Origin of the sequence: Daejeonella lutea, assembly GCF_900168015.1 — a bacterium.
Lineage (GTDB): Bacteria > Bacteroidota > Bacteroidia > Sphingobacteriales > Sphingobacteriaceae > Daejeonella > Daejeonella lutea.
Map to the genome: position 1 here is coordinate 733,354 of NZ_FUYR01000002.1, position 17,665 is coordinate 751,018.

General features: G+C 41.0%; 16 protein-coding genes. 4 read left to right on the plus strand and 12 right to left on the minus strand.

What is annotated here, in order from left to right; all coding sequences use genetic code 11:
* Positions 1 to 14: 14 nt before the first annotated feature.
* The 7 genes from B5X60_RS12385 to B5X60_RS12415 all read right to left on the minus strand — a co-directional run bounded on the left by B5X60_RS12385 (position 15) and on the right by B5X60_RS12415 (position 5,706).
* Positions 15 to 347 carry a hypothetical protein gene (locus B5X60_RS12385; protein ID WP_079703001.1) on the minus strand — a complete coding sequence of 111 codons (333 nt, stop codon included), beginning with the start codon at positions 345 to 347 and terminating at the stop codon, positions 15 to 17.
* On the minus strand, positions 344 to 1,108 hold the full coding sequence (locus B5X60_RS12390; protein WP_079703259.1) for a hypothetical protein: 765 nt from the start codon (positions 1,106 to 1,108) through the stop codon (positions 344 to 346). Before B5X60_RS12390 ends, B5X60_RS12385 begins: the two co-directional genes overlap by 4 nt.
* Before the next feature lie 210 nt (positions 1,109 to 1,318).
* Positions 1,319 to 2,152, minus strand: a complete 834-nt coding sequence (locus tag B5X60_RS12395; protein ID WP_079703002.1) for a glucosaminidase domain-containing protein — start codon at positions 2,150 to 2,152, stop codon at positions 1,319 to 1,321.
* 244 nt (positions 2,153 to 2,396) lie between these two features.
* On the minus strand, positions 2,397 to 3,083 hold the full coding sequence (locus tag B5X60_RS12400) for a glucosaminidase domain-containing protein (protein WP_079703003.1): 687 nt from the start codon (positions 3,081 to 3,083) through the stop codon (positions 2,397 to 2,399).
* Positions 3,084 to 3,126: 43 nt separating this feature from the next.
* Positions 3,127 to 3,762, minus strand: coding sequence for an O-methyltransferase (locus B5X60_RS12405; protein WP_079703004.1), 636 nt, complete (start codon positions 3,760 to 3,762; stop codon positions 3,127 to 3,129).
* Between the two features lie 40 nt (positions 3,763 to 3,802).
* Positions 3,803 to 4,219, minus strand: coding sequence for a Holliday junction resolvase RuvX (gene ruvX / locus B5X60_RS12410; protein WP_079703005.1), 417 nt, complete (start codon positions 4,217 to 4,219; stop codon positions 3,803 to 3,805).
* Positions 4,220 to 4,278: 59 nt separating this feature from the next.
* Positions 4,279 to 5,706, minus strand: a complete 1,428-nt coding sequence (locus B5X60_RS12415) for a pyridoxal phosphate-dependent decarboxylase family protein (protein ID WP_221406242.1) — start codon at positions 5,704 to 5,706, stop codon at positions 4,279 to 4,281.
* 150 nt (positions 5,707 to 5,856) lie between these two features.
* Here B5X60_RS12415 and B5X60_RS12420 point away from each other — a divergent pair, with 150 nt between their 5' ends.
* Genes B5X60_RS12420 through B5X60_RS12430 form a run of 3 tightly spaced genes read left to right on the plus strand, consistent with a single transcriptional unit; the run spans position 5,857 to position 8,878 of the window.
* Positions 5,857 to 7,002, plus strand: a complete 1,146-nt coding sequence (locus B5X60_RS12420; protein WP_079703006.1) for a DNA polymerase III subunit — start codon at positions 5,857 to 5,859, stop codon at positions 7,000 to 7,002.
* A gap of 2 nt (positions 7,003 to 7,004) precedes the next feature.
* Positions 7,005 to 8,402, plus strand: coding sequence for a PSP1 domain-containing protein (ricT, locus tag B5X60_RS12425; protein WP_079703007.1), 1,398 nt, complete (start codon positions 7,005 to 7,007; stop codon positions 8,400 to 8,402).
* Positions 8,402 to 8,878: a gliding motility lipoprotein GldH gene (locus B5X60_RS12430; RefSeq protein WP_079703008.1), complete on the plus strand. Its 477-nt coding sequence runs from the start codon at positions 8,402 to 8,404 to the stop codon at positions 8,876 to 8,878. Before ricT ends, B5X60_RS12430 begins: the two co-directional genes overlap by 1 nt.
* 193 nt (positions 8,879 to 9,071) lie before the next feature.
* Here B5X60_RS12430 and B5X60_RS12435 read toward each other — a convergent pair whose 3' ends face one another.
* The 3 genes from B5X60_RS12435 to B5X60_RS12445 are packed head-to-tail and all read right to left on the minus strand — an operon-like array spanning position 9,072 to position 12,891.
* Positions 9,072 to 9,707 carry a response regulator gene (locus B5X60_RS12435; protein ID WP_079703009.1) on the minus strand — a complete coding sequence of 212 codons (636 nt, stop codon included), beginning with the start codon at positions 9,705 to 9,707 and terminating at the stop codon, positions 9,072 to 9,074.
* A complete protein-coding gene (locus B5X60_RS12440) occupies positions 9,704 to 11,536 on the minus strand; it encodes a sensor histidine kinase (protein WP_079703010.1) in 1,833 nt (610 codons plus the stop codon). Before B5X60_RS12440 ends, B5X60_RS12435 begins: the two co-directional genes overlap by 4 nt.
* A gap of 47 nt (positions 11,537 to 11,583) precedes the next feature.
* Complete coding sequence (locus B5X60_RS12445) at positions 11,584 to 12,891, minus strand: UDP-N-acetylmuramoyl-tripeptide--D-alanyl-D-alanine ligase (protein ID WP_079703011.1); 1,308 nt, start codon at positions 12,889 to 12,891, stop codon at positions 11,584 to 11,586.
* Positions 12,892 to 13,019: 128 nt separating this feature from the next.
* On the opposite strand from B5X60_RS12445, the gene B5X60_RS12450 reads away from it, so the two are divergent.
* Positions 13,020 to 15,521, plus strand: a complete 2,502-nt coding sequence (locus tag B5X60_RS12450) for a M14 family metallopeptidase (RefSeq protein WP_079703012.1) — start codon at positions 13,020 to 13,022, stop codon at positions 15,519 to 15,521.
* Between the two features lie 30 nt (positions 15,522 to 15,551).
* Here B5X60_RS12450 and B5X60_RS12455 read toward each other — a convergent pair whose 3' ends face one another.
* Together B5X60_RS12455 and B5X60_RS12460 are read right to left on the minus strand one after the other, a co-directional pair.
* Positions 15,552 to 17,117 (minus strand): PspC domain-containing protein, encoded by a 1,566-nt coding sequence (locus B5X60_RS12455; RefSeq protein WP_079703013.1) that lies wholly within the window; start codon positions 17,115 to 17,117, stop codon positions 15,552 to 15,554.
* Positions 17,114 to 17,494, minus strand: coding sequence for a PadR family transcriptional regulator (locus B5X60_RS12460; RefSeq protein ID WP_079703014.1), 381 nt, complete (start codon positions 17,492 to 17,494; stop codon positions 17,114 to 17,116). The genes B5X60_RS12455 and B5X60_RS12460 overlap by 4 nt, the downstream gene beginning before the upstream one ends.
* Positions 17,495 to 17,665: the final 171 nt, after the last annotated feature.

Here is a 17,665-nt window from a genome sequence, read left to right on the forward strand (position 1 = left end):
GATATCTTTCAAGGTTAATGTGACTTAAAGTAGTTCATCCAGGAATAGAATCCCCGATTTTTTAGGTATTGATAATCAGCATCGTTGCTAAACGCTTCCTTTTCAAACACAATGTTCCGGTAAGCCAGATCATGGTTTCTATATCTCACTAAATTGATCAGATAATCCAGGATGTAAATGAGATAAAAGGGAATAATTAATAATTCAATCTGCTGTCTTAAATGTATTAGTTCGTGATTGATGATTTGCTGGTCATTCTTAATCCAGGAGTATTTTACCAGCACAAATGGGAAAATAGCCATGCCTGCAGCAGGTAAAAACGGCAGATGCACTATCGGGAATTTCATTGAGCACTTCCTTTGAGAGGACCAAGACGATTGGCTGCGGGATTTTCCAGATAGCTCTGATAGGATTTCTTAATGTACTGGATCAACTCGTAATCATTTGCCTCAAGAATAAAATAGTATCCAGGCTTGTACTGTTGTTTAAAATCCGTGAGTTTTGCCCCGCTTAATCCCGTTACATTGTTTACAAGAGTTTTTGTAAAACGGTATTCGATCATCGCATCGCGATAATCCCGTTCAATGATTTTTTGAAGCATTCGGGCATTTTTGCCTTCTTTGCTCAATAAATTATATAGCGCATTTATACTCAGCCCGGCGCCGCCGCCGCCATTACTGCCCCCCATAGTGAAGACATCTTTTACTGCACCTTTTGTGTAAATGGTGTTATATTCTTCCTGAGCTTGCTTTAGTTGTTCGGCCGGGGTTTTCAAACTGTCGCGCACAACAACTTCCTGAAGCTGGATGCTATTGCGTCGTAAATAGAATAGAAGAGTGCTTTCAGATTTGATACTTATTGTATCCACACCATAACCCTGTAATGCAGCGACAAGAACATCGCCTGAGCGGGCATTTGTTTTAAATTCCCCCTTTGTTGTATTGTAAAAGCCCGCGCCGGTCCGCGTGTTGTAAATGTAGACGCGTGTTAAGCGCTGTTTACTGTCCATATCGAAAACAATCCCCTGAACAGGTTTGTCCTGAGCAAACAGCTTACCGTTCGATAGAACGAGCAGCAACAGGATATAGATTATTTTCTTCAATTTCATAAACTTACGGGTTTCTGCTTCACCCAGGTTCCGATTTAACAATTTTAACAAAAGGAAGTATCAAGTGTCAGGTATCAAGAATCAAGACTTGCCACTGGATAATTTTAAACAGGGCTCCCGTATTAACCACTGCAGTATACCTTCAAGTATAACGTGAAAGTTCAAATCTAGAATGAACTATCTTGATCCTTGATACCTGATACGTGTTTCTCATTTCGAAACAAGCAATAACTGACCCAAATTCACTTCGGAGTTGCCCAGATCATTCAGGATTTTTAAGTCACTTACGGTAATGGAAAAGCGTTTTGCGATAGATTCGATGGTGTCGCCGGCCTTTACTTCATAAATTTTCATTTCTACAGGAGCTTTAGCCTGCTCCTGTTTCTTTTCTTCCGGGATATTCTGAACTATTTCTGTCAGAACCTTATCTTCCCGCTTGATCTTCTCGACAAAGCCTTCCTTTTGGTCGTATTTACTTAAGTCATATCGTTCCACCAGAGTTATCAGCAATTCAGCATAGCGGGGATTAGTGGCGTAGCCGGCTTCCTTCAAACCTGCTGCCCAACCTTTATAATCGTTTTTGTTAAGCTCGAAGAGTGGTGCGTATCGCTTGCGTTTCAAGAACTCAGAATGATCGCGAAACGACTCTTCAGGACTTGTATACACCCTGAAGCAATCATCTTTCTGATCATCGTCTTTTAATATTGTTTTGCCCTTCCACTCAGCAGTACATTTTATCCCGAAATGATTATTCGCATCTCGTGCGAGGCTGCTATTTCCGCTTCCAGATTCAAGCAAGCCTTGTGCAAGGGTAATACTCGCCGGGATGCCAAAGCTATTCATTTCTTTGATCGCAATGTCTCTGAACCTTTCGATATATGCTTCTGCAGAATATTTATTGACCAGGGTATTCCCCGTAATCGTTTTAACAGGAGCAGAAGTTTGGGGAGCCTTTGGAACAGGCTTCGTTATGGTAACCTTTCGGGTGCTGCAGGCACTAATTAACGCTACCAGAAATATAAAGGGTACAAAAAATATCTTCATTTGACGCCGGGGTTTGATCCGGATGCTAAATTGAATATTTACATTTAATTATTTCACCCCTCATTATATTTAATCTCCCCGCCTATAAAAACGAGCAGAGCAATTTTGACTACTTAACATCCTGTACTGGAGTATAGAGGTTATTAGACTTTGGTAATCCCGCCTTTTTCATACGGCATGATCCGGCAAATAAAGCCGCCATCATTATTAATATCAAATACTTTTTCATGAGTAAAAGGGTTAATCACAACAATAATTTCTGACCAATCGAGAGCTTACTGTTTGATAACGAATTTTTACTCATTAAGGTTTTAATGCTCGAGCTAAACTTTTTCGCGATGGATGAGAGCGTGTCTCCTTTTTTAACGGTATAAAGGTTGATTATAGGTTCTGATGATTTAGAAACAGCCGGGGTATTTATAGCTGGAGCAGCAGTAATTAATTCCTGAGCACCTGTAGGGCGTTTATCAAATTCATACAACTTGTATTTTTTGATGATGGCAAGGACATGTGTTCCCCAGAGTTTACTAGCGGCATAACCGCCGTTTTGGATCCCCAGCACCCAGTTATAATAATCGTAACTTGGATATTTCCCAAACAGTGCCTCGAACTTCTTATTCCTTCGCATTGCACCAATAAAGTCGAGGTATGAATCTGTTACAGAATCATAGCCGCGATATGAAGACTTGATCTCTGTACTTGAATTCTTTCCTTTAATGCCAAAATGATTATTAAGATACTTTGCAATCTTGCTGTTGCCGTTGGCTGATTCGTGCATTGAGATAGCAAGTATTACACTTGCAGGCACACCCTGTTCCTCCATGTGCCTGACGGCAATGTCTTTGTATTTTTGGATATAATCCAGGGCGCTGTTCTGTGCAGAGACAGACAAACTTACGGTAATAAAGAGCAGGGTAAAGAAGTGTTTCATGACTGATGCTTTAATTTCTGAATATAAAAAGGAGAGCGCTCCCTTATTTTTTTCGAATTACAAACAATCCATCCCGAACAGGCAGGATCAGCTTTTCAACTCGCTGATCCTTAATCACCATCTCATTAAAATTAGTAATTATTGTGGTATTCTGATCAATTTGTTCTTGAAGAACTTTTCCACTCCACAGCACATTATCTACTATGATGATTCCGCCAGATCTTAATTTATCGATCACCAGGTTATAATAGGTGCCATTATTCTTTTTATCCGCATCAATGAATACGATGTCGAAAACTTCGTCTATTTCAGTGATTATTTTAGTCGCGTCACCAATGCGGTAGATGATCTTGTTATTGAGCGGAGATTTGCTGAAGTTGGTTTTCACCATGTCTTCCAGTTCTGCGTTAATGTCAATAGTATAGATATGGCCATTTTTTGTCAGGCCTTCTGCTAGGCATAATGTTGCATAACCAGTAAATGTGCCTATTTCCAATATCCTTTCTGGGTTGATCATTTTGCTCAGCATACTTAAAACCCGACCCTGATAATGACCCGATAGCATGCGCGGCATGGAAACCTTTAGGTTTGTCTCCCTGTCAATCCATTTAAGAAGATCATCCTCCGGATCGCAGTATTTTATAAGATAATTTTTTAGCTCTTCACTTATAAATTCCATAGCGCAAAGGTACAAATTCCGGTCAAGCAGGAGATTCGACTTATTGCAGGCTTCTTTTTTCGAGATAAGTTTGCAGGATAATCGTAGCAGATATAGTGTCTAAACGAGATTTATCGTGACGATCTGAACGTTTAAAGCCACTTTGGGCTACTACTGCCGAAGCCATTTTAGAAGTGAAGCGTTCATCAATCCTTTCAATCGGAATTTCCGGAAAGTGTTTTTTTAAAATTGTGATAAATCCTTTAATATGAGGTGCTGACTGTGAAGGTGTTCCATCCATTTGCAAGGGTTCACCGACGACAAATAATTCTACCGGTTCCTGAACAAGGTATTTTTTCAGGTATTCGACTATATCCTTGGGGTGAATTGTGTCCAGACCTGTGGCAATAATCTGCAAAGGATCGGTTACCGCTATGCCGATTCGTTTTGTTCCATAATCAAAGGCTATGATCCGCATATATAAATAATCAACTGAGAATTATCGTTCTAAATGAATACTGTCTTTATCTAATCCGGCTACTCCCGTGCAAACTTTTCACAGAGCTCAAGTGTGCTTTTCACATGTTCCATAGTCGTTCTTGGATTTATCAAGCACATCCTTAGCACCACCTGACCCTGCAGCATTGTTGTAACAAGAAGGGCTTCTTTTGAAGCCAGCACTTTTGCCGAAATTCGTTGATTGATCTGGTCAAGTTTTCGATCTGTAATTTTTTGCCCGACCGGATGATATCTGAAATTAATTATAGCCAAAGTCGCCGGGGAGATCACTTCCCAGGTAGTGCTTTGTCTGAGCTCGGCCTCTACTTGCTCTGTTAGTTCAATATTATAGTCGATAGCATTTCTAAATGCTTTCAGGCCAAAGGTTTTTACAGACATATAAAATTTCAGGGCCCGGAAGTTCCTTGTAAGTTCTATACCATGGTCATAAAAATTTATTTCCGACTTGTTACCTTCAATGTCTCTTAGGTAAGTCGCTTTTTCACTAAAAGTTCCTTTGAGCCATTTATGATTTTGCACCAGTAGACAACCAATTTCATAAGGTTGAAAAAGCCATTTGTGCGGGTCAACTGTCAAGGAATCTGCTTTTTCAATTCCCTTAAGAAGTTTTTTGCCGTTTTTAGAAAGAATAGCAGCAGCCCCATAAGCTCCATCAACATGAAGCCAGATATTTTCTTTTTTACAGATGCTTGCCAGTTCATCTAAGGGATCAATAGTACCGGTGTTAGTTGTTCCTGACGAGGCAATCAGGCAAAATGGTTGCAGACCTTCCAGTTTATCACGGGCTATCGCATTTTTTAATTTATTTATGGAGAATTTAAACTCCATATCTGTAGGGATAATTCTTACCTGTTCTTTGCGGAATCCGAGGATGTTAATCGCCTTGATATTGGAAGAATGTGCCTGATCCGAGAGATAAATAACGGCTTTTGAAAAATCTTCACCACATTTTACTTTGCGAGCGGTTGCTAACGCAGTCAAATTAGCCATCGAGCCGCCGCTGGTAAAAATCCCCCCGCCTTTTTTTACCTGGAAACTGAACAGCTTAAGAAGCCAGTTTATAGTAACAATTTCGATCGTTGCCGCTGCTGGAGAACCAACCCAACCCCCGGAAAATATATTGAAACCTGTCGCGAGAGTATCGGACATTACACTGATATAATTACTTGGACCGGGTACAAAAGAATAAGACTTCGGATGACTCATAATGTTGGTGTGAGGCATCACATTCTTCAGAACAAAGTCCAAAACGTCATTTGCTGGTGTTGGATCCTCCGGCAGAGTCTCTGAAAATAATTCTTCCATCTCCTTTCGTGAGCCACTCGCAACAGGATTTTTTTCTTCCTGGCTTGCGAAATGTTCAGCGACAGCGTCGACTACACGGTAGCCAAAGTCCTGCATTTCTTTTCCTGAGAGTTCTAGCCTTGAACTTGGATCTTGCTTCACTAATTGGGGGTTTTAACTTTGCAAAATTAAACTTTAAATCCAAGGATTCTCACAAAGGCAGGGCTTGTACGTTTTGACGGAACTATGATGCGATTAATGTACCGGAGATATAAAATTTCACTCTGAGCGCTTCTTTTCTTATTTTGCACGATGCAGTTTAGTGAAGTCGTAGGCCAACACGAAGTTAAAGAACACCTGATCAAAACAGTTGCTGAGAATAGAGTTAGCCATGCGCAGCTATTTCTTGGGCCGGAAGGATCAGGGAATTTCGCACTAGCCTTAGCTTACGCTCAATTCATTTCCTGCCAGGAACGATTACCAGATGATAGCTGCGGTACGTGTCCATCATGCAGAAAGTACGCTAAACTTATACATCCCGACCTTCACTTTTCGTATCCATTTTTTAGAGGTGGTGAGAAGGAGGACAGTATGCCTGATCTGGAAGAATGGCGTGACCTGGTGCTCAGCAATCCATATTTTAGTCTGGATGAATGGCGCGAGCGCTTAGATGCCCAGAATAAGCAACCAAATATAAACAAAGCAGAATGTATGAACATTCTGCACAGACTTTCTTTGAAGCCATTCGAGTCTGACTATAAAGCCATGATCATATGGCTTCCGGAATATTTAAAAAACGAAGGGAACCGCCTTTTAAAAACCCTGGAGGAGCCAGCCGAGAAAACGTTGATCATCCTCGTCGCGCAAAGCCAGGACCAGCTCCTCAACACTATAGTTTCGCGTACACAGCTAGTTAAGGTTCCGGCCTTAAGCCAGGGCGAAATACGCGATCATTTGCTTAAAACAAAAGATATCAGCGAAGCAAAAGCCGCGCAAACGGCATATTTAAGTGAGGGTAATTTAACTGCCGCATTGAATTTCCTGAAGGAAGATGATAATGATAACTTTCGTCTATTTTCTGGTTGGATGCGGATGACATATGCGGATAGGGGCCCTTCGATTTTTGAATTTGTAGAAGAAGCGTCTAAAATTGGTCGTGAGAGCCAGAAGAATCTACTCAAGTATGGTATCAGTATTATACGCGAGTGCATCATGGTTCTCTCCGATGCAAGCGAGCTGGTACATTTACCATCATCTGAATTGGATTTTGTAACCAATTTTAGCAGGCATCTCGATCTTGCAAGGGCCGAGGCTTTGATAAACGAAATGGACAAAGCGTACTATCACATCGAGCGAAATGCGAATCCTAAAATTTTATTTTTAGATGTATCTTTACAATTCGTTAAAATTTTAAAGTTTAATACGCTCCCTGCGGGGACTCAATATATACTGACTTAGTTATGGGTTGTGGAAGTTGTTCATCAGGAGGCTGTGCCCCTGCCGGTTGCAAGAGTAATGGCTCGTGCCTTACCAATGGATGCAGTAAACTGGATGTTTATGATTGGCTGTCACATATGGACATGCCGTCGAACTATAAGCCGTTCAATATCATTGAAATAAAATTCAAGGGCTCCAGAAAGGAGTTCTTTCTAAATACAGAAAATCTTTATCTCGAAGCGGGCGAGTTAGTTGCAGTTGAGACAACGACCGGTGGATATGATATTGGACATGTCTCCCTGACTGGAGAACTTGTTCGTATGCAGCTTAAAAAGAGGCATGTACGGACCGAAGATGTGGTTAAAAAGATCTACAGAAAAGCTACTCCTGCGGATGTCGACAAATGGAAGGTATCAAAGGACCTGGAGTTCGAGACTATGCATAAGTCACGGGTACTCGCCAAGGAACTTGGCTTGGCGATGAAACTGAGTGATGTTGATTACCAGGGAGACAGGACAAAAGCAACTTTTTATTATACTGCTGAAGGAAGGGTTGATTTCAGAGAGCTCATAAAAAAGATGGCCGAAACTTTTCGTATCCGTATAGAGATGCGGCAGATCGGTATGAGACAGGAAGCGAGCCGACTAGGGGGAATTGGTTCCTGCGGTCGCGAACTTTGCTGCTCGACTTGGCTCACCGATTTTAAAACTGTTTCCACTTCAGCCGCCCGGTATCAGAATCTTTCCTTAAACACACTGAAGCTTGCAGGGCAGTGCGGCAAGCTTAAATGCTGCCTTAACTATGAGCTGGATACATACATGGATGCCCTTAAAGACATTCCAGATAATGTAGAACGTCTTGAAACCCTTACCGGAACTGTGCGGCATCAGAAAACTGACATTTTCAAGAAATTAATGTGGTTCAGCTACCCGAATGACGAAAACTGGATCGCCCTTGACATCGCTCGTGTAAAGGAAGTTCAGAAATTAAACAGGGAAGGGATCAAACCTGAATACTTAAAAGTTGAAGTTGAAACAAGTAAGGCTGCCCCTGTTAAAGTTCTTGATTATGAAAACGTAGTTGGCCAGGATAGCCTGACACGATTAGACAATAAGAATTACCGGAATAAGAAAAACAATCGGAATAAGAAGAACCGGCCGAAGGGTCCAAACCCTAATGCTCAACAGACATCCGAAGGAACAACCCGGCCCCAGGGTCAACCAAATCAGCCCAGACCAGTAAATCCTCAAGCCCGACCGGCTAATCAACAACAACGTCCGGCTAACCTTCAGCCAAGAATTCAAACCGAAGGTAGTGGTGCAGATGGAACGCAGGCTGAACGTCCGGCAGGTCCTAACAGGAATAACAAGAGAAGAAAAAATTACCGGAATAACAACAACAGGGAGCGGCCATCAGAATAATGGGATTACCGAGAAAGATATCTTTGCTTATATGCTTAGCTGTTACGGGGTTTATTTCGTGCCAGGATACGCAAACAGTGGTTGACGATAATGTCGAAATTGCTGGCCATAACTGGAGTTATACGGAAAAAGTGCAAGTTCCGGTGGTGATTGAGGATGCCAGCATTTCCTATAATGTTTATCTTAATTTACGCCTTACTGCAAGCTACAAGTATTCTAATATCTTTCTGCTCATCCATACAACGAACCCCGATGGAAAGAAAACTACAGAACGAAAGGAGTTCCGGCTGGCCCTTCCCGACGGTGAATGGTTAGGAAGCGGATCTGGTAATCTTTACAGCTATCAGATGCTTTTCAGGGAGAATTATAAGTTTCCGTTAAAAGGGAAATATACCTTCGAGCTTGAACAGAACATGCGGGATAACCCACTTAATTCCGTTACTGATGCGGGTGTGAGGGTCGAAAAAGTTAACTGATTATGGAGGGTTTAAAACGCTTTATTACAAGCAGATATTTCACTTTTCTTTCGATCTTCCTGATTGTTTTCTGCATCTCTTCTGTTATCCTTTTAGATATTAGGCATCCGTTGTACTTAACATCTATAGGGTGTGGATTACTCGTTTTTGTATTACAGAGGTACAGGAAAAAACTGCTGAAATGATTTTGGGTTTATGCGCCATCAATTCCAAACTGGTGGGCGATTTTTATTAATCCGGCAATATTTTTAACTTCTAGTTTCCTCATAATATTTTTCCGGTGCGTACCCACGGTAAATTCGCTAATAAAGAGATTATCGCTGATCTCTTTACTGGTAAGCTCCCTTTCAATCATTTTTATTATTTCAACTTCACGTCGTGTAAGCCGAAATTTCTTCATGAAATCATCAATGAAAAAATGATTACCGTCAACCTCCTGGTCTAAGGATTGCTCAAAATATGATTCACCCCTTGAAACCATAGCAATAGCTTCTTTAAGCACCACTGACGCACTGCTTTTCAGGATATAGCCATTCGCGCCCAACTTCTTAATTTTATCGACTAGCTGCGGTTGGTTGTAATTTGTAAGAACAATTACTTTTATACCTGGGAACTCGCGCTTCATAACCTCAAGGGTTTTAATTCCGTCCATATTTGGCATATTAAGATCAAGTAGCACCATGTCAGCAGGATTAGAACGCAGACTTTTTATGAGCTTAATTCCGTCATTAACCGGATCAAGCAAAACCAAGTCCTCTACCTCTGTCAATATCGAAATCAGGCCTTCTATGAGCAGCTGATGATCTTCCGCAATTACTAGCCTAATCATGATTCATCACCTTTTATGGGAATTTCAATATTTATCAGCGTGCCTCCTTCTAACTTTTCCGAGAACTCGACCTGCCCCTTGAAATAATCCACCCTCGACTTAATATTGCTTATTCCCATACCACTTTTTATGCTTAACTGATCATTCTTCATACCCTTACCGTTGTCTTCAATCTGAATAGAAATTGCATCCTCATGCTCGATTAATTGAATGAGACAATGTGAGGCTTCCGAGTGTTTTATAATATTGTTGAGCAACTCCTGTGAAATCCGGTACATGTCGTTCAGGAAATTTGAAGAATAGTTATCTGTATTTTCAAATCCTAAAATAACATGCTCAACATCGATTTTATCTGTCAGGTTAATGCTTGCAACTAAATCAATAACGGCATTTTTAAATCCATATTTTTCAATTGCTAAGGGTGTTAAGGTATGGCTCATGTTACGGATAGTATCTGAAACTGTACCAAGGACCCTCATGGATTTTTCAAGATTTATTTTTGTTTTTTCCTCGTCAGGATGGTTATCTGTTGCTGAAGATATCTGAAGGATAGCCAGTGAAAGCATTGACCCAACATCATCGTGTAATTGATCAGCAATTTTTCTTCGTTCGGTTTCTTGTGTTTCGATTATACGTTCAGTCAGTTCATTTTGTTTTTTATTTACTTCGATCAGGAGTGCTTCTTTTTCATTTTTGTAACTATTGAAACGATGGGCTAATCCGAAATTCAGGATAATGATCTCTATAACCAGTCCGGTTTGGATGCCAAAATTTGACAAGTAATAAAGCTCGTTGTTTGAGCTGCCACTGTGAATGCTTAGCTCTGCTACAGAAAAGACAACAAGCATGAAGATGGAGATAGTGTAAAACCATGCTGCTTTGTTTCCCGCGATAATTTGTTCTATAAGGCTAAACGCAACTAGAATAACAGTCAAGGCGCCCAAAAACAATAGAGCTCCTAAAAACCAATAAGACAACGAATGAAATTCAGCAGGCAGGAATAAAAAACATAAGGCTAAAACAAACGATGCTATTTTGGTGAAGTATAAGGGCTTATAAAATGGGCTCTGTGTGGACTGGTTTACAAAAGACTGCATTAATTGGATGATCATAATATTCAGTATGGCGTTAAACACCGGCCTTGCACGACTCGCAAATTCAGGAAAATCGGGCCATAAGAATTGATAACCATATCCTTTATCCGCAGCGATCCAAAGGCTCGCAACAAGCAGATATAAAAGGTAATGCAGGTAGAGTTTTTCGCCAACTGTGATATACATAAAGCATACAAAAACGATTACCAGAATAATGATACCCCAAAGTATTCCAGTAATTAAGTTTTCACGTGATGATTTCTGCAAAAGTTGTTCAGCGCTCAGAATCTGTACACTAAGTTGAAGCGATTCAGAGCGTTTGTCAACTTTTATCAGATAAACTGAACCCGCACGAGCTTCAAGCGGAAAGATGAATAACCGATTATTAATCGGTCGTTGCCTGAAAAGAAAATGATCACCTGTGACATATCTTAATTTGGTTTTTTCGTCTTCAGAAACTAAAAATTCCAGTTTGTTTATATGTGAATTCCCAATTAAGAGTTTATGATTGAAGTTGATTGGATCAGATCGGAAGATGAGCCAAAAGGTCGATTTTGTAAAACCTGGATTAAATGTTTCCCCTTGTAACTCACGGGTTTTGCCAGTTTTAAAGATTGATAATACTTCAGCCGGACTTTGAGTGTTCGTCTTATCTTCGTAAATATGTATAGGAGACGCGGCTAATGCGTCACAAAAAACAACAACAAATAACAGGATGCCTAGAAACCTGACCATAAAGGATTACAATAATGCATTTTGGGTTTTACCCTGTGTATTGCCTTTTAAAGAGTAGAAATCAAACTTTCCAGTTTCATTCCTCGTGAGCCCTTCAGCAATATAGTTGAATTAATTGGTCTGTTATTTTCAAGTCCCTGTAACGCGTCATCAGTAGTTTTATAAAATTCGAAAGCATCATCTTTCAGCTTATAAAATTCTTCACCGATAAATATCTTTCTGTAGGCTGTAGTTTCCATCGCTTTTTCCAGGATCATGCTGTGTTCGGCAGGTGAATCTACACCAAGTTCAAACATATCGCCCAGGATGAGCACTTTTTTTTCTGCAGGCACCGCCTGAATGTTTTCAAGCGCAACAATCATGCTGCTGGGATTAGCATTGTAATAGTCGCAGATGACGGTATTATTTTCCGTTTTTAAAATTTGAGAGCGGTTATTTTGGGGAAGATAAGCCTTTATACCCTGGTTGATCTGGGCGGAGCTTAACTTGAAAAAGCTTCCGATACAAATAGCTGCTAGAATATTTTCAAAGTTGTATGTTCCGGGTAGATTCGACTCTGCTGTAAATATCGCTTCATCTTCTTGTCCCTTTAGCTGCCAGTCAACAGTTAAAAAAGGTGACACTTGCGTTAATCCGCCGGATACAAAGTTTGTAGCACCCTTGCCATATCCGACAACATTTTGCACTCTTCTATCGCGGCTCATATCCACCAGTATCGGATTGTCAGTGTTAATGAAAACAGTCCCGCCTGTTTTAGCAAGATATTCATATAATTCTCCTTTTGCTATTTTGACTCCTTCAACTCCTCCAAATCCTTCAAGGTGAGCTTTCCCAACATTTGTAATGAGGCCGTAACCCGGTTGTGCGAGACTGCAAAGAAATTCAATTTCTTTTTGGTGATTAGCGCCCATTTCGATGATCGCGATATCGCAATCATCACGGACAGATAGCAAAGTTAATGGAACACCGATATGGTTATTCAGGTTACCTTCAGTTGCATAAGTGCGGCAATGCTGTGATAAAACAGATTTAATAAGCTCTTTCGTAGTGGTTTTGCCATTGGTGCCCGTGATTCCAATTACGGGTATCGTTAATTGTTTGCGATGAAAGGCTGACAGTTCCTGTAAGGTCGTTAATACGTCTTCAACAAGAATATATCTATCGTTCAAAGCGTAACGCTTATCATCAATGATGGCATACGATGCACCTGATTCTATTGCCGTTGACGCAAACTCATTTGCGTCGAAATTATCGCCCTTTAATGCAAAAAACAGGCATGAATCAGTCACCTTTCTGGTGTCAGTGCAAATGAACGGATGTTTTAAGTAAATCTGGTAAAGCTCTTCTGTCTTCATAATGGTGCTTGTACAATATTAAATATTTTGGCGTTTTGAAATGAACAATTTGGTATTTAAACTTCAGGATGTGTAGATTAGTTTATATTTCTGCACATTAACCCCTACTCATTGCATTATCCAACTCTATGAATAAGTTTCTACTTCTTATATGCCTGCTACTTTCAGGCAGCTTAACCCTGCAAGCTCAAAAAATACAATCACCTTCTGAATTTTTAGGATACAAACTCGGTGAACGGTTTACGCCACATCACCGCGTTGTAGAGTATTATAAATATTTAGCCACAGCTTCAACAAATATTAAACTCGAAGAGTATGGAAAGACTAATGAAGGCCGGCCGCTTTTGCTGGCAATAGTTGCTTCCCCGAGCAACATCGGTAAAGTTGAAGATATCAGGAAGAATAATCTGCGGCTTGCTGGAATTACGGCTGAAACGCCGTTGGCAAATCAGCCTGCAATTGTATGGCTGAGTTATAACGTACATGGTAATGAGTCGGTTTCGACTGAGGCATCGTTACAAACAATTTATGATCTTCTTGATCCTGCAAATCAGCGTACGCAGCAATGGCTTCAGAATACAGTTGTTATTATCGACCCATGTTTAAATCCTGACGGGAGGGAACGATATGTGAATTTTTATAATCCTATCAGGAATTTAACCCCCGATGCATCTCCATTCTCACGCGAGCATTTTGAGCCCTGGCCAGGAGGTAGAGCAAATCATTATTATTTCGACTTAAACCGTGACTGGGCTTGGCAATCACAGATTGAAACCCAGCAGAGGATGCAGGTTTATAATAAATGGCTTCCACAAGTCCATGTAGATTTTCATGAACAAGGAGTGAATGAGCCTTATTATTTTGCACCGGCAGCTGAGCCCTATCACCAGGATATCAGCAAATGGCAACGTGAGTTTCAGACAATAATTGGTAAAAACAATGCGCGCTATTTTGATAAAAATGGATGGATGTATTTCACCCGTGAGCGTTTTGATCTTCTATATCCATCCTACGGGGATACCTACCCGATCTATAACGGTTCTGTTGGTATGACCTACGAACAAGGTGGCTCCGGAAGGGCGGGTCTGGCTATCGTAAATGCTGAGGGCGATACGCTAACACTTAAAGACCGTATCGATCACCACCACACAACGGGATTATCGACGATAGAGGCTGTTTCTCAAAATGCTGCCAAGGCGGTTTCGGAGTTTCAAACCTACTTTACCACTAGTAAAACTAATCCGCCGGGAGAATACAAGACTTATGTTATTAAGGGCGACAACCTAGAAAAGATTAAGACATTGGCGACCATGCTTCAGCGCAATGGTATCGAATTCGGATATGGCTCATCAAAAGGAGGGAATGGGTTCAACTATTTTACCGGGAAAAAAGAACCATTCAAGGTGGAACGTAATGATATGGTAATCAATGCCTATCAACCGAAGTCGGTGCTGCTTAAAGTATTATTTGAGCCTCAAACTTTTGTGTCTGATTCGGCAACATATGATATTACGGCATGGTCCTTACCTTACGCATTTGGCTTGCAGTCGTTTGCGACTTCCGAAAATCTTAAGCCGCTTTCAACCGGACTGGAACCGTTAGTAGCCGTCAATGAGGTTTCAGATCCCGTAGCTTATGTCGCTAACTGGAATTCATTATCCGATGTTAAGTTTCTCGCCCAATTGCTCAAACATAACATCAAAGTCAGGTTCTCCGAGATACCTTTTGAGACAAATGGAAAACGTTTTAATGCCGGTTCTCTTATCATAGCTCGTACAAGCAATGATAGCTATGGTAGCGGATTTGAACAATTACTCAAAAATCTTGCAACAAGCTCGGGGATCAGCCTGCAAGCTATTCCCTCAGCATTTGTCGATAAGGGTGCCGATCTTGGATCGGACAAAGTCAGATTGATCCGTAAACCTAAAATAATGGCAGTAACTGGTCAGTCGACCTCTTCACTATCTTTTGGAGAAGTCTGGCATTTCTTTGAACAGCAGATTAAGTATCCGCTAAGTATTGTTCGTGCGGAAGACCTGGGCAGGGTTAACCTAAATGAGTTCGATGTAATCATTCTGCCCGATGGAAATTATGCTGATGCAGGAAGTGACCGCATACAGGAATGGATTCGTGGCGGAGGTAAATTAATAGCAATGGAGGGTGCTGTTGCCCAACTCGCTGGGAAGAAGGGGTTTGATCTGAAGAATAAAGAAGAAGCTAAAAAGACCGAAAAAGACCCCAATCCTTACGATGATTTAAAAGTGTATGAAAACAGAGAGCGGGAAAGTGTGGGTTCTAACATTCCGGGCGCTATTTATAAGGTCAACATGGATAGTACACATCCGCTGGGTTTTGGTTTTCCCGGTTTCTATTATACGCTAAAGCTCGATGACAAAGTTTACCAATATTTGAGTTCAGGCTGGAATGTTGGAGTGTTAAAAAAGGACAATTATGTAACCGGATTTGTTGGGGCCCAAGCCAAGAAAAAATTAGTGGATGGTTTGTTGTTTGGGGTTCAGGAGATGGGTAGCGGGTCCATTGTGTACCTCGCTGATGACCCTCTCTTCAGGAGTTTCTGGGAGAACGGTAAGCTGTTATTCAGCAATGCGGTTTTTATGGTAGGACATTAAAAAAGGCCCCGTTAATCGGGGCCTTTCCATTTATCTAACTTCCACAGATGTGGAATCAGTATCAACTTCTAAGGGTTTTACATATTGGCATTTTAAACCCTCCGCAGTCATTTTCCAGCTGGAAATATAATCCCATGGTGCATTTTCTGGACGGCATTCCCAATAATCATGATCGTTCAGGAAGCGATTGACTGGCGCCTCAATCATGACCCGGGTATTTTCCGGTATTCTTAGAATTAAACTCACCGATTGATCACGCCAGAGTTCTCCTCTTTGCAGATGCGTTTTTGGGTCGAACGTAAGAATAGAATCTTTTTGTGTAAACCTGTGGTTTACCTTCCGGGCGGTACTTAATGCTTCTTCAAAATTAGAGCCTCTCGCACTGAATTCCTGAACAAGGGTCGGTTTATCGACGTCACCCTTAAGAATTTGAATTCTAACGCTGCGCGGATCATGATAATCACGGTTCCTGCTTATTAACGTTCCTTTAAAATTGGTTTGATCGATTTTGTAACGGACGCTGTCTTCTTTGGTAAGAAACTCTACAGGATTCACCTTCAGATAATATACTGGCGACGGTGTCAGTGGAGTAGTAACCGAGAATTCAGCTTCTTCATTGAATTCCGATGCGATCTTTGAGCCATGATAAGCACCCATTACAAGCCCGGCGATCCATATGATCAGCATCGTGAAATAAACCGTTTTTGATATTGCAATTCTTTTGACCAAAACTCTAAGGGCAAACATGACAAGCGCTGCAATTGGTATAATTACTATAATAAATGCACTAAAAGCTAGCACTGATTTGTATCCCGGGTTGACGATCGTGAAAGGGAAGGTATTTAGCTGGTTGCTGTTCCAGTATCCTAGGAATGTAATTAGACCAATGAAAAGTACAATCATTCCTAGTATCCCCATAAACGCGACTAGCGATACGATGAATTTTATGAATAGTTTGGCCAGAGTTTCTATCAGCTTTCCTATCTGGTAAATCGCCGGCCGAACCTCACTATGTGCTCTTTGAAATCCACCCCTCAAACCTTCTACTTCTTCATCGAAATTTCTTTTAAAATTTTGCAGGTTTATTGGCTCACCCTTCATCGCCATTTTATCGGCCCGTGTCGACGCTGCAGGCATGATGATCCACAATATGATGTAAACAGGTAGGCCTATTCCACCAAAAAATATAAAAAGTATGGCCAGTAATCGCATCCACTTTGGTTCAATGTTAAAGTAGTGAGCCATACCCGCACAAACTCCACCCAGAATTCGTTCATCAACATCCCGGAATAGTTTACGGCCAGATTTTAACGATTCTTCTTCCTCGTCGTCGATGTTAAAGTCATTAACATTACCCATTATCGCTGTTACTGATTGGACGTCGGCCAGTACAATTACCTGCTTGTGATCTGCAGCCAGACGTTCATTAAACATTTCAGCCAGGCGGTTTTCAATGTCTGTTACGATTTCGTCACTATCCGGCGAGTAGGCAAAGTGCCTTTTGACTTCCGTCATGTAGGTTCTGAGAACCTCATATGCATCCTCCTCAATGTGGAAGACGGTACCGTTTATATTGATTATAATAGTCTTATTCATGATTGTGTCTTTTTGGTTTCTTCAGATGTTTGGTTTGAATTTGGCAGTGTCCGTCCTTTTAAAGCAGTTGTAACCGAGTAGGAAAGTTCTTCCCAGGTTGTGTCCAGTCGTTTTAGAACTTCCGCTCCTGCAGGAGAAAGAACGTAATATTTTCGGGGCGGACCCGAGGTTGACTCCTGCCAGTTATAGGTTAGAAGTCCATTATTTTTCAAGCGTGTCAGCAGCGGATATAGCGTGCCTTCAACTACCAGCAAGTTTGCGTTTTTCAATTCCGCAATAATGTCTGAAGCATATATTTCCCCTCGGGAAATAATTGAAAGAATACAGTATTCCAGTATCCCCTTCCTCATTTGGGTTTGTGTGTTCTCCACTATCATATCACAAAGATATATGCTTTGTTTGGTATTATGCAATACATAGTAATATAATTTTATGATTTTTTTCCATTATCATACTAATTAGTTCATATAAACCATTTAAATGAGCTATATGGGAAAATTATAGGATGAACGCGGAAGAAAATTTCGACTGAATTCGCCTACTCCTGA

Bases quoted from the DNA above. Each gene is read 5' to 3' on its own strand.
- B5X60_RS12445 (WP_079703011.1), bottom strand. From the start codon at position 12,891: ATGAAGACAGAAGAGCTTTACCAGATTTACTTAAAACATCCGTTCATT.
- B5X60_RS12385 (WP_079703001.1), bottom strand. From the start codon at position 347: ATGAAATTCCCGATAGTGCATCTGCCGTTTTTACCTGCTGCAGGCATG.
- B5X60_RS12420 (WP_079703006.1), top strand. From the start codon at position 5,857: ATGCAGTTTAGTGAAGTCGTAGGCCAACACGAAGTTAAAGAACACCTG.
- ricT (WP_079703007.1), top strand. From the start codon at position 7,005: ATGGGTTGTGGAAGTTGTTCATCAGGAGGCTGTGCCCCTGCCGGTTGC.
- B5X60_RS12395 (WP_079703002.1), bottom strand. From the start codon at position 2,152: ATGAAGATATTTTTTGTACCCTTTATATTTCTGGTAGCGTTAATTAGT.
- B5X60_RS12400 (WP_079703003.1), bottom strand. From the start codon at position 3,083: ATGAAACACTTCTTTACCCTGCTCTTTATTACCGTAAGTTTGTCTGTC.
- B5X60_RS12460 (WP_079703014.1), bottom strand. From the start codon at position 17,494: ATGATAGTGGAGAACACACAAACCCAAATGAGGAAGGGGATACTGGAA.
- B5X60_RS12450 (WP_079703012.1), top strand. From the start codon at position 13,020: ATGAATAAGTTTCTACTTCTTATATGCCTGCTACTTTCAGGCAGCTTA.
- B5X60_RS12390 (WP_079703259.1), bottom strand. From the start codon at position 1,108: ATGAAATTGAAGAAAATAATCTATATCCTGTTGCTGCTCGTTCTATCG.
- B5X60_RS12440 (WP_079703010.1), bottom strand. From the start codon at position 11,536: ATGGTCAGGTTTCTAGGCATCCTGTTATTTGTTGTTGTTTTTTGTGAC.
- B5X60_RS12435 (WP_079703009.1), bottom strand. From the start codon at position 9,707: ATGATTAGGCTAGTAATTGCGGAAGATCATCAGCTGCTCATAGAAGGC.
- B5X60_RS12430 (WP_079703008.1), top strand. From the start codon at position 8,402: ATGGGATTACCGAGAAAGATATCTTTGCTTATATGCTTAGCTGTTACG.
- B5X60_RS12455 (WP_079703013.1), bottom strand. From the start codon at position 17,117: ATGAATAAGACTATTATAATCAATATAAACGGTACCGTCTTCCACATT.
- ruvX (WP_079703005.1), bottom strand. From the start codon at position 4,219: ATGCGGATCATAGCCTTTGATTATGGAACAAAACGAATCGGCATAGCG.
- B5X60_RS12405 (WP_079703004.1), bottom strand. From the start codon at position 3,762: ATGGAATTTATAAGTGAAGAGCTAAAAAATTATCTTATAAAATACTGC.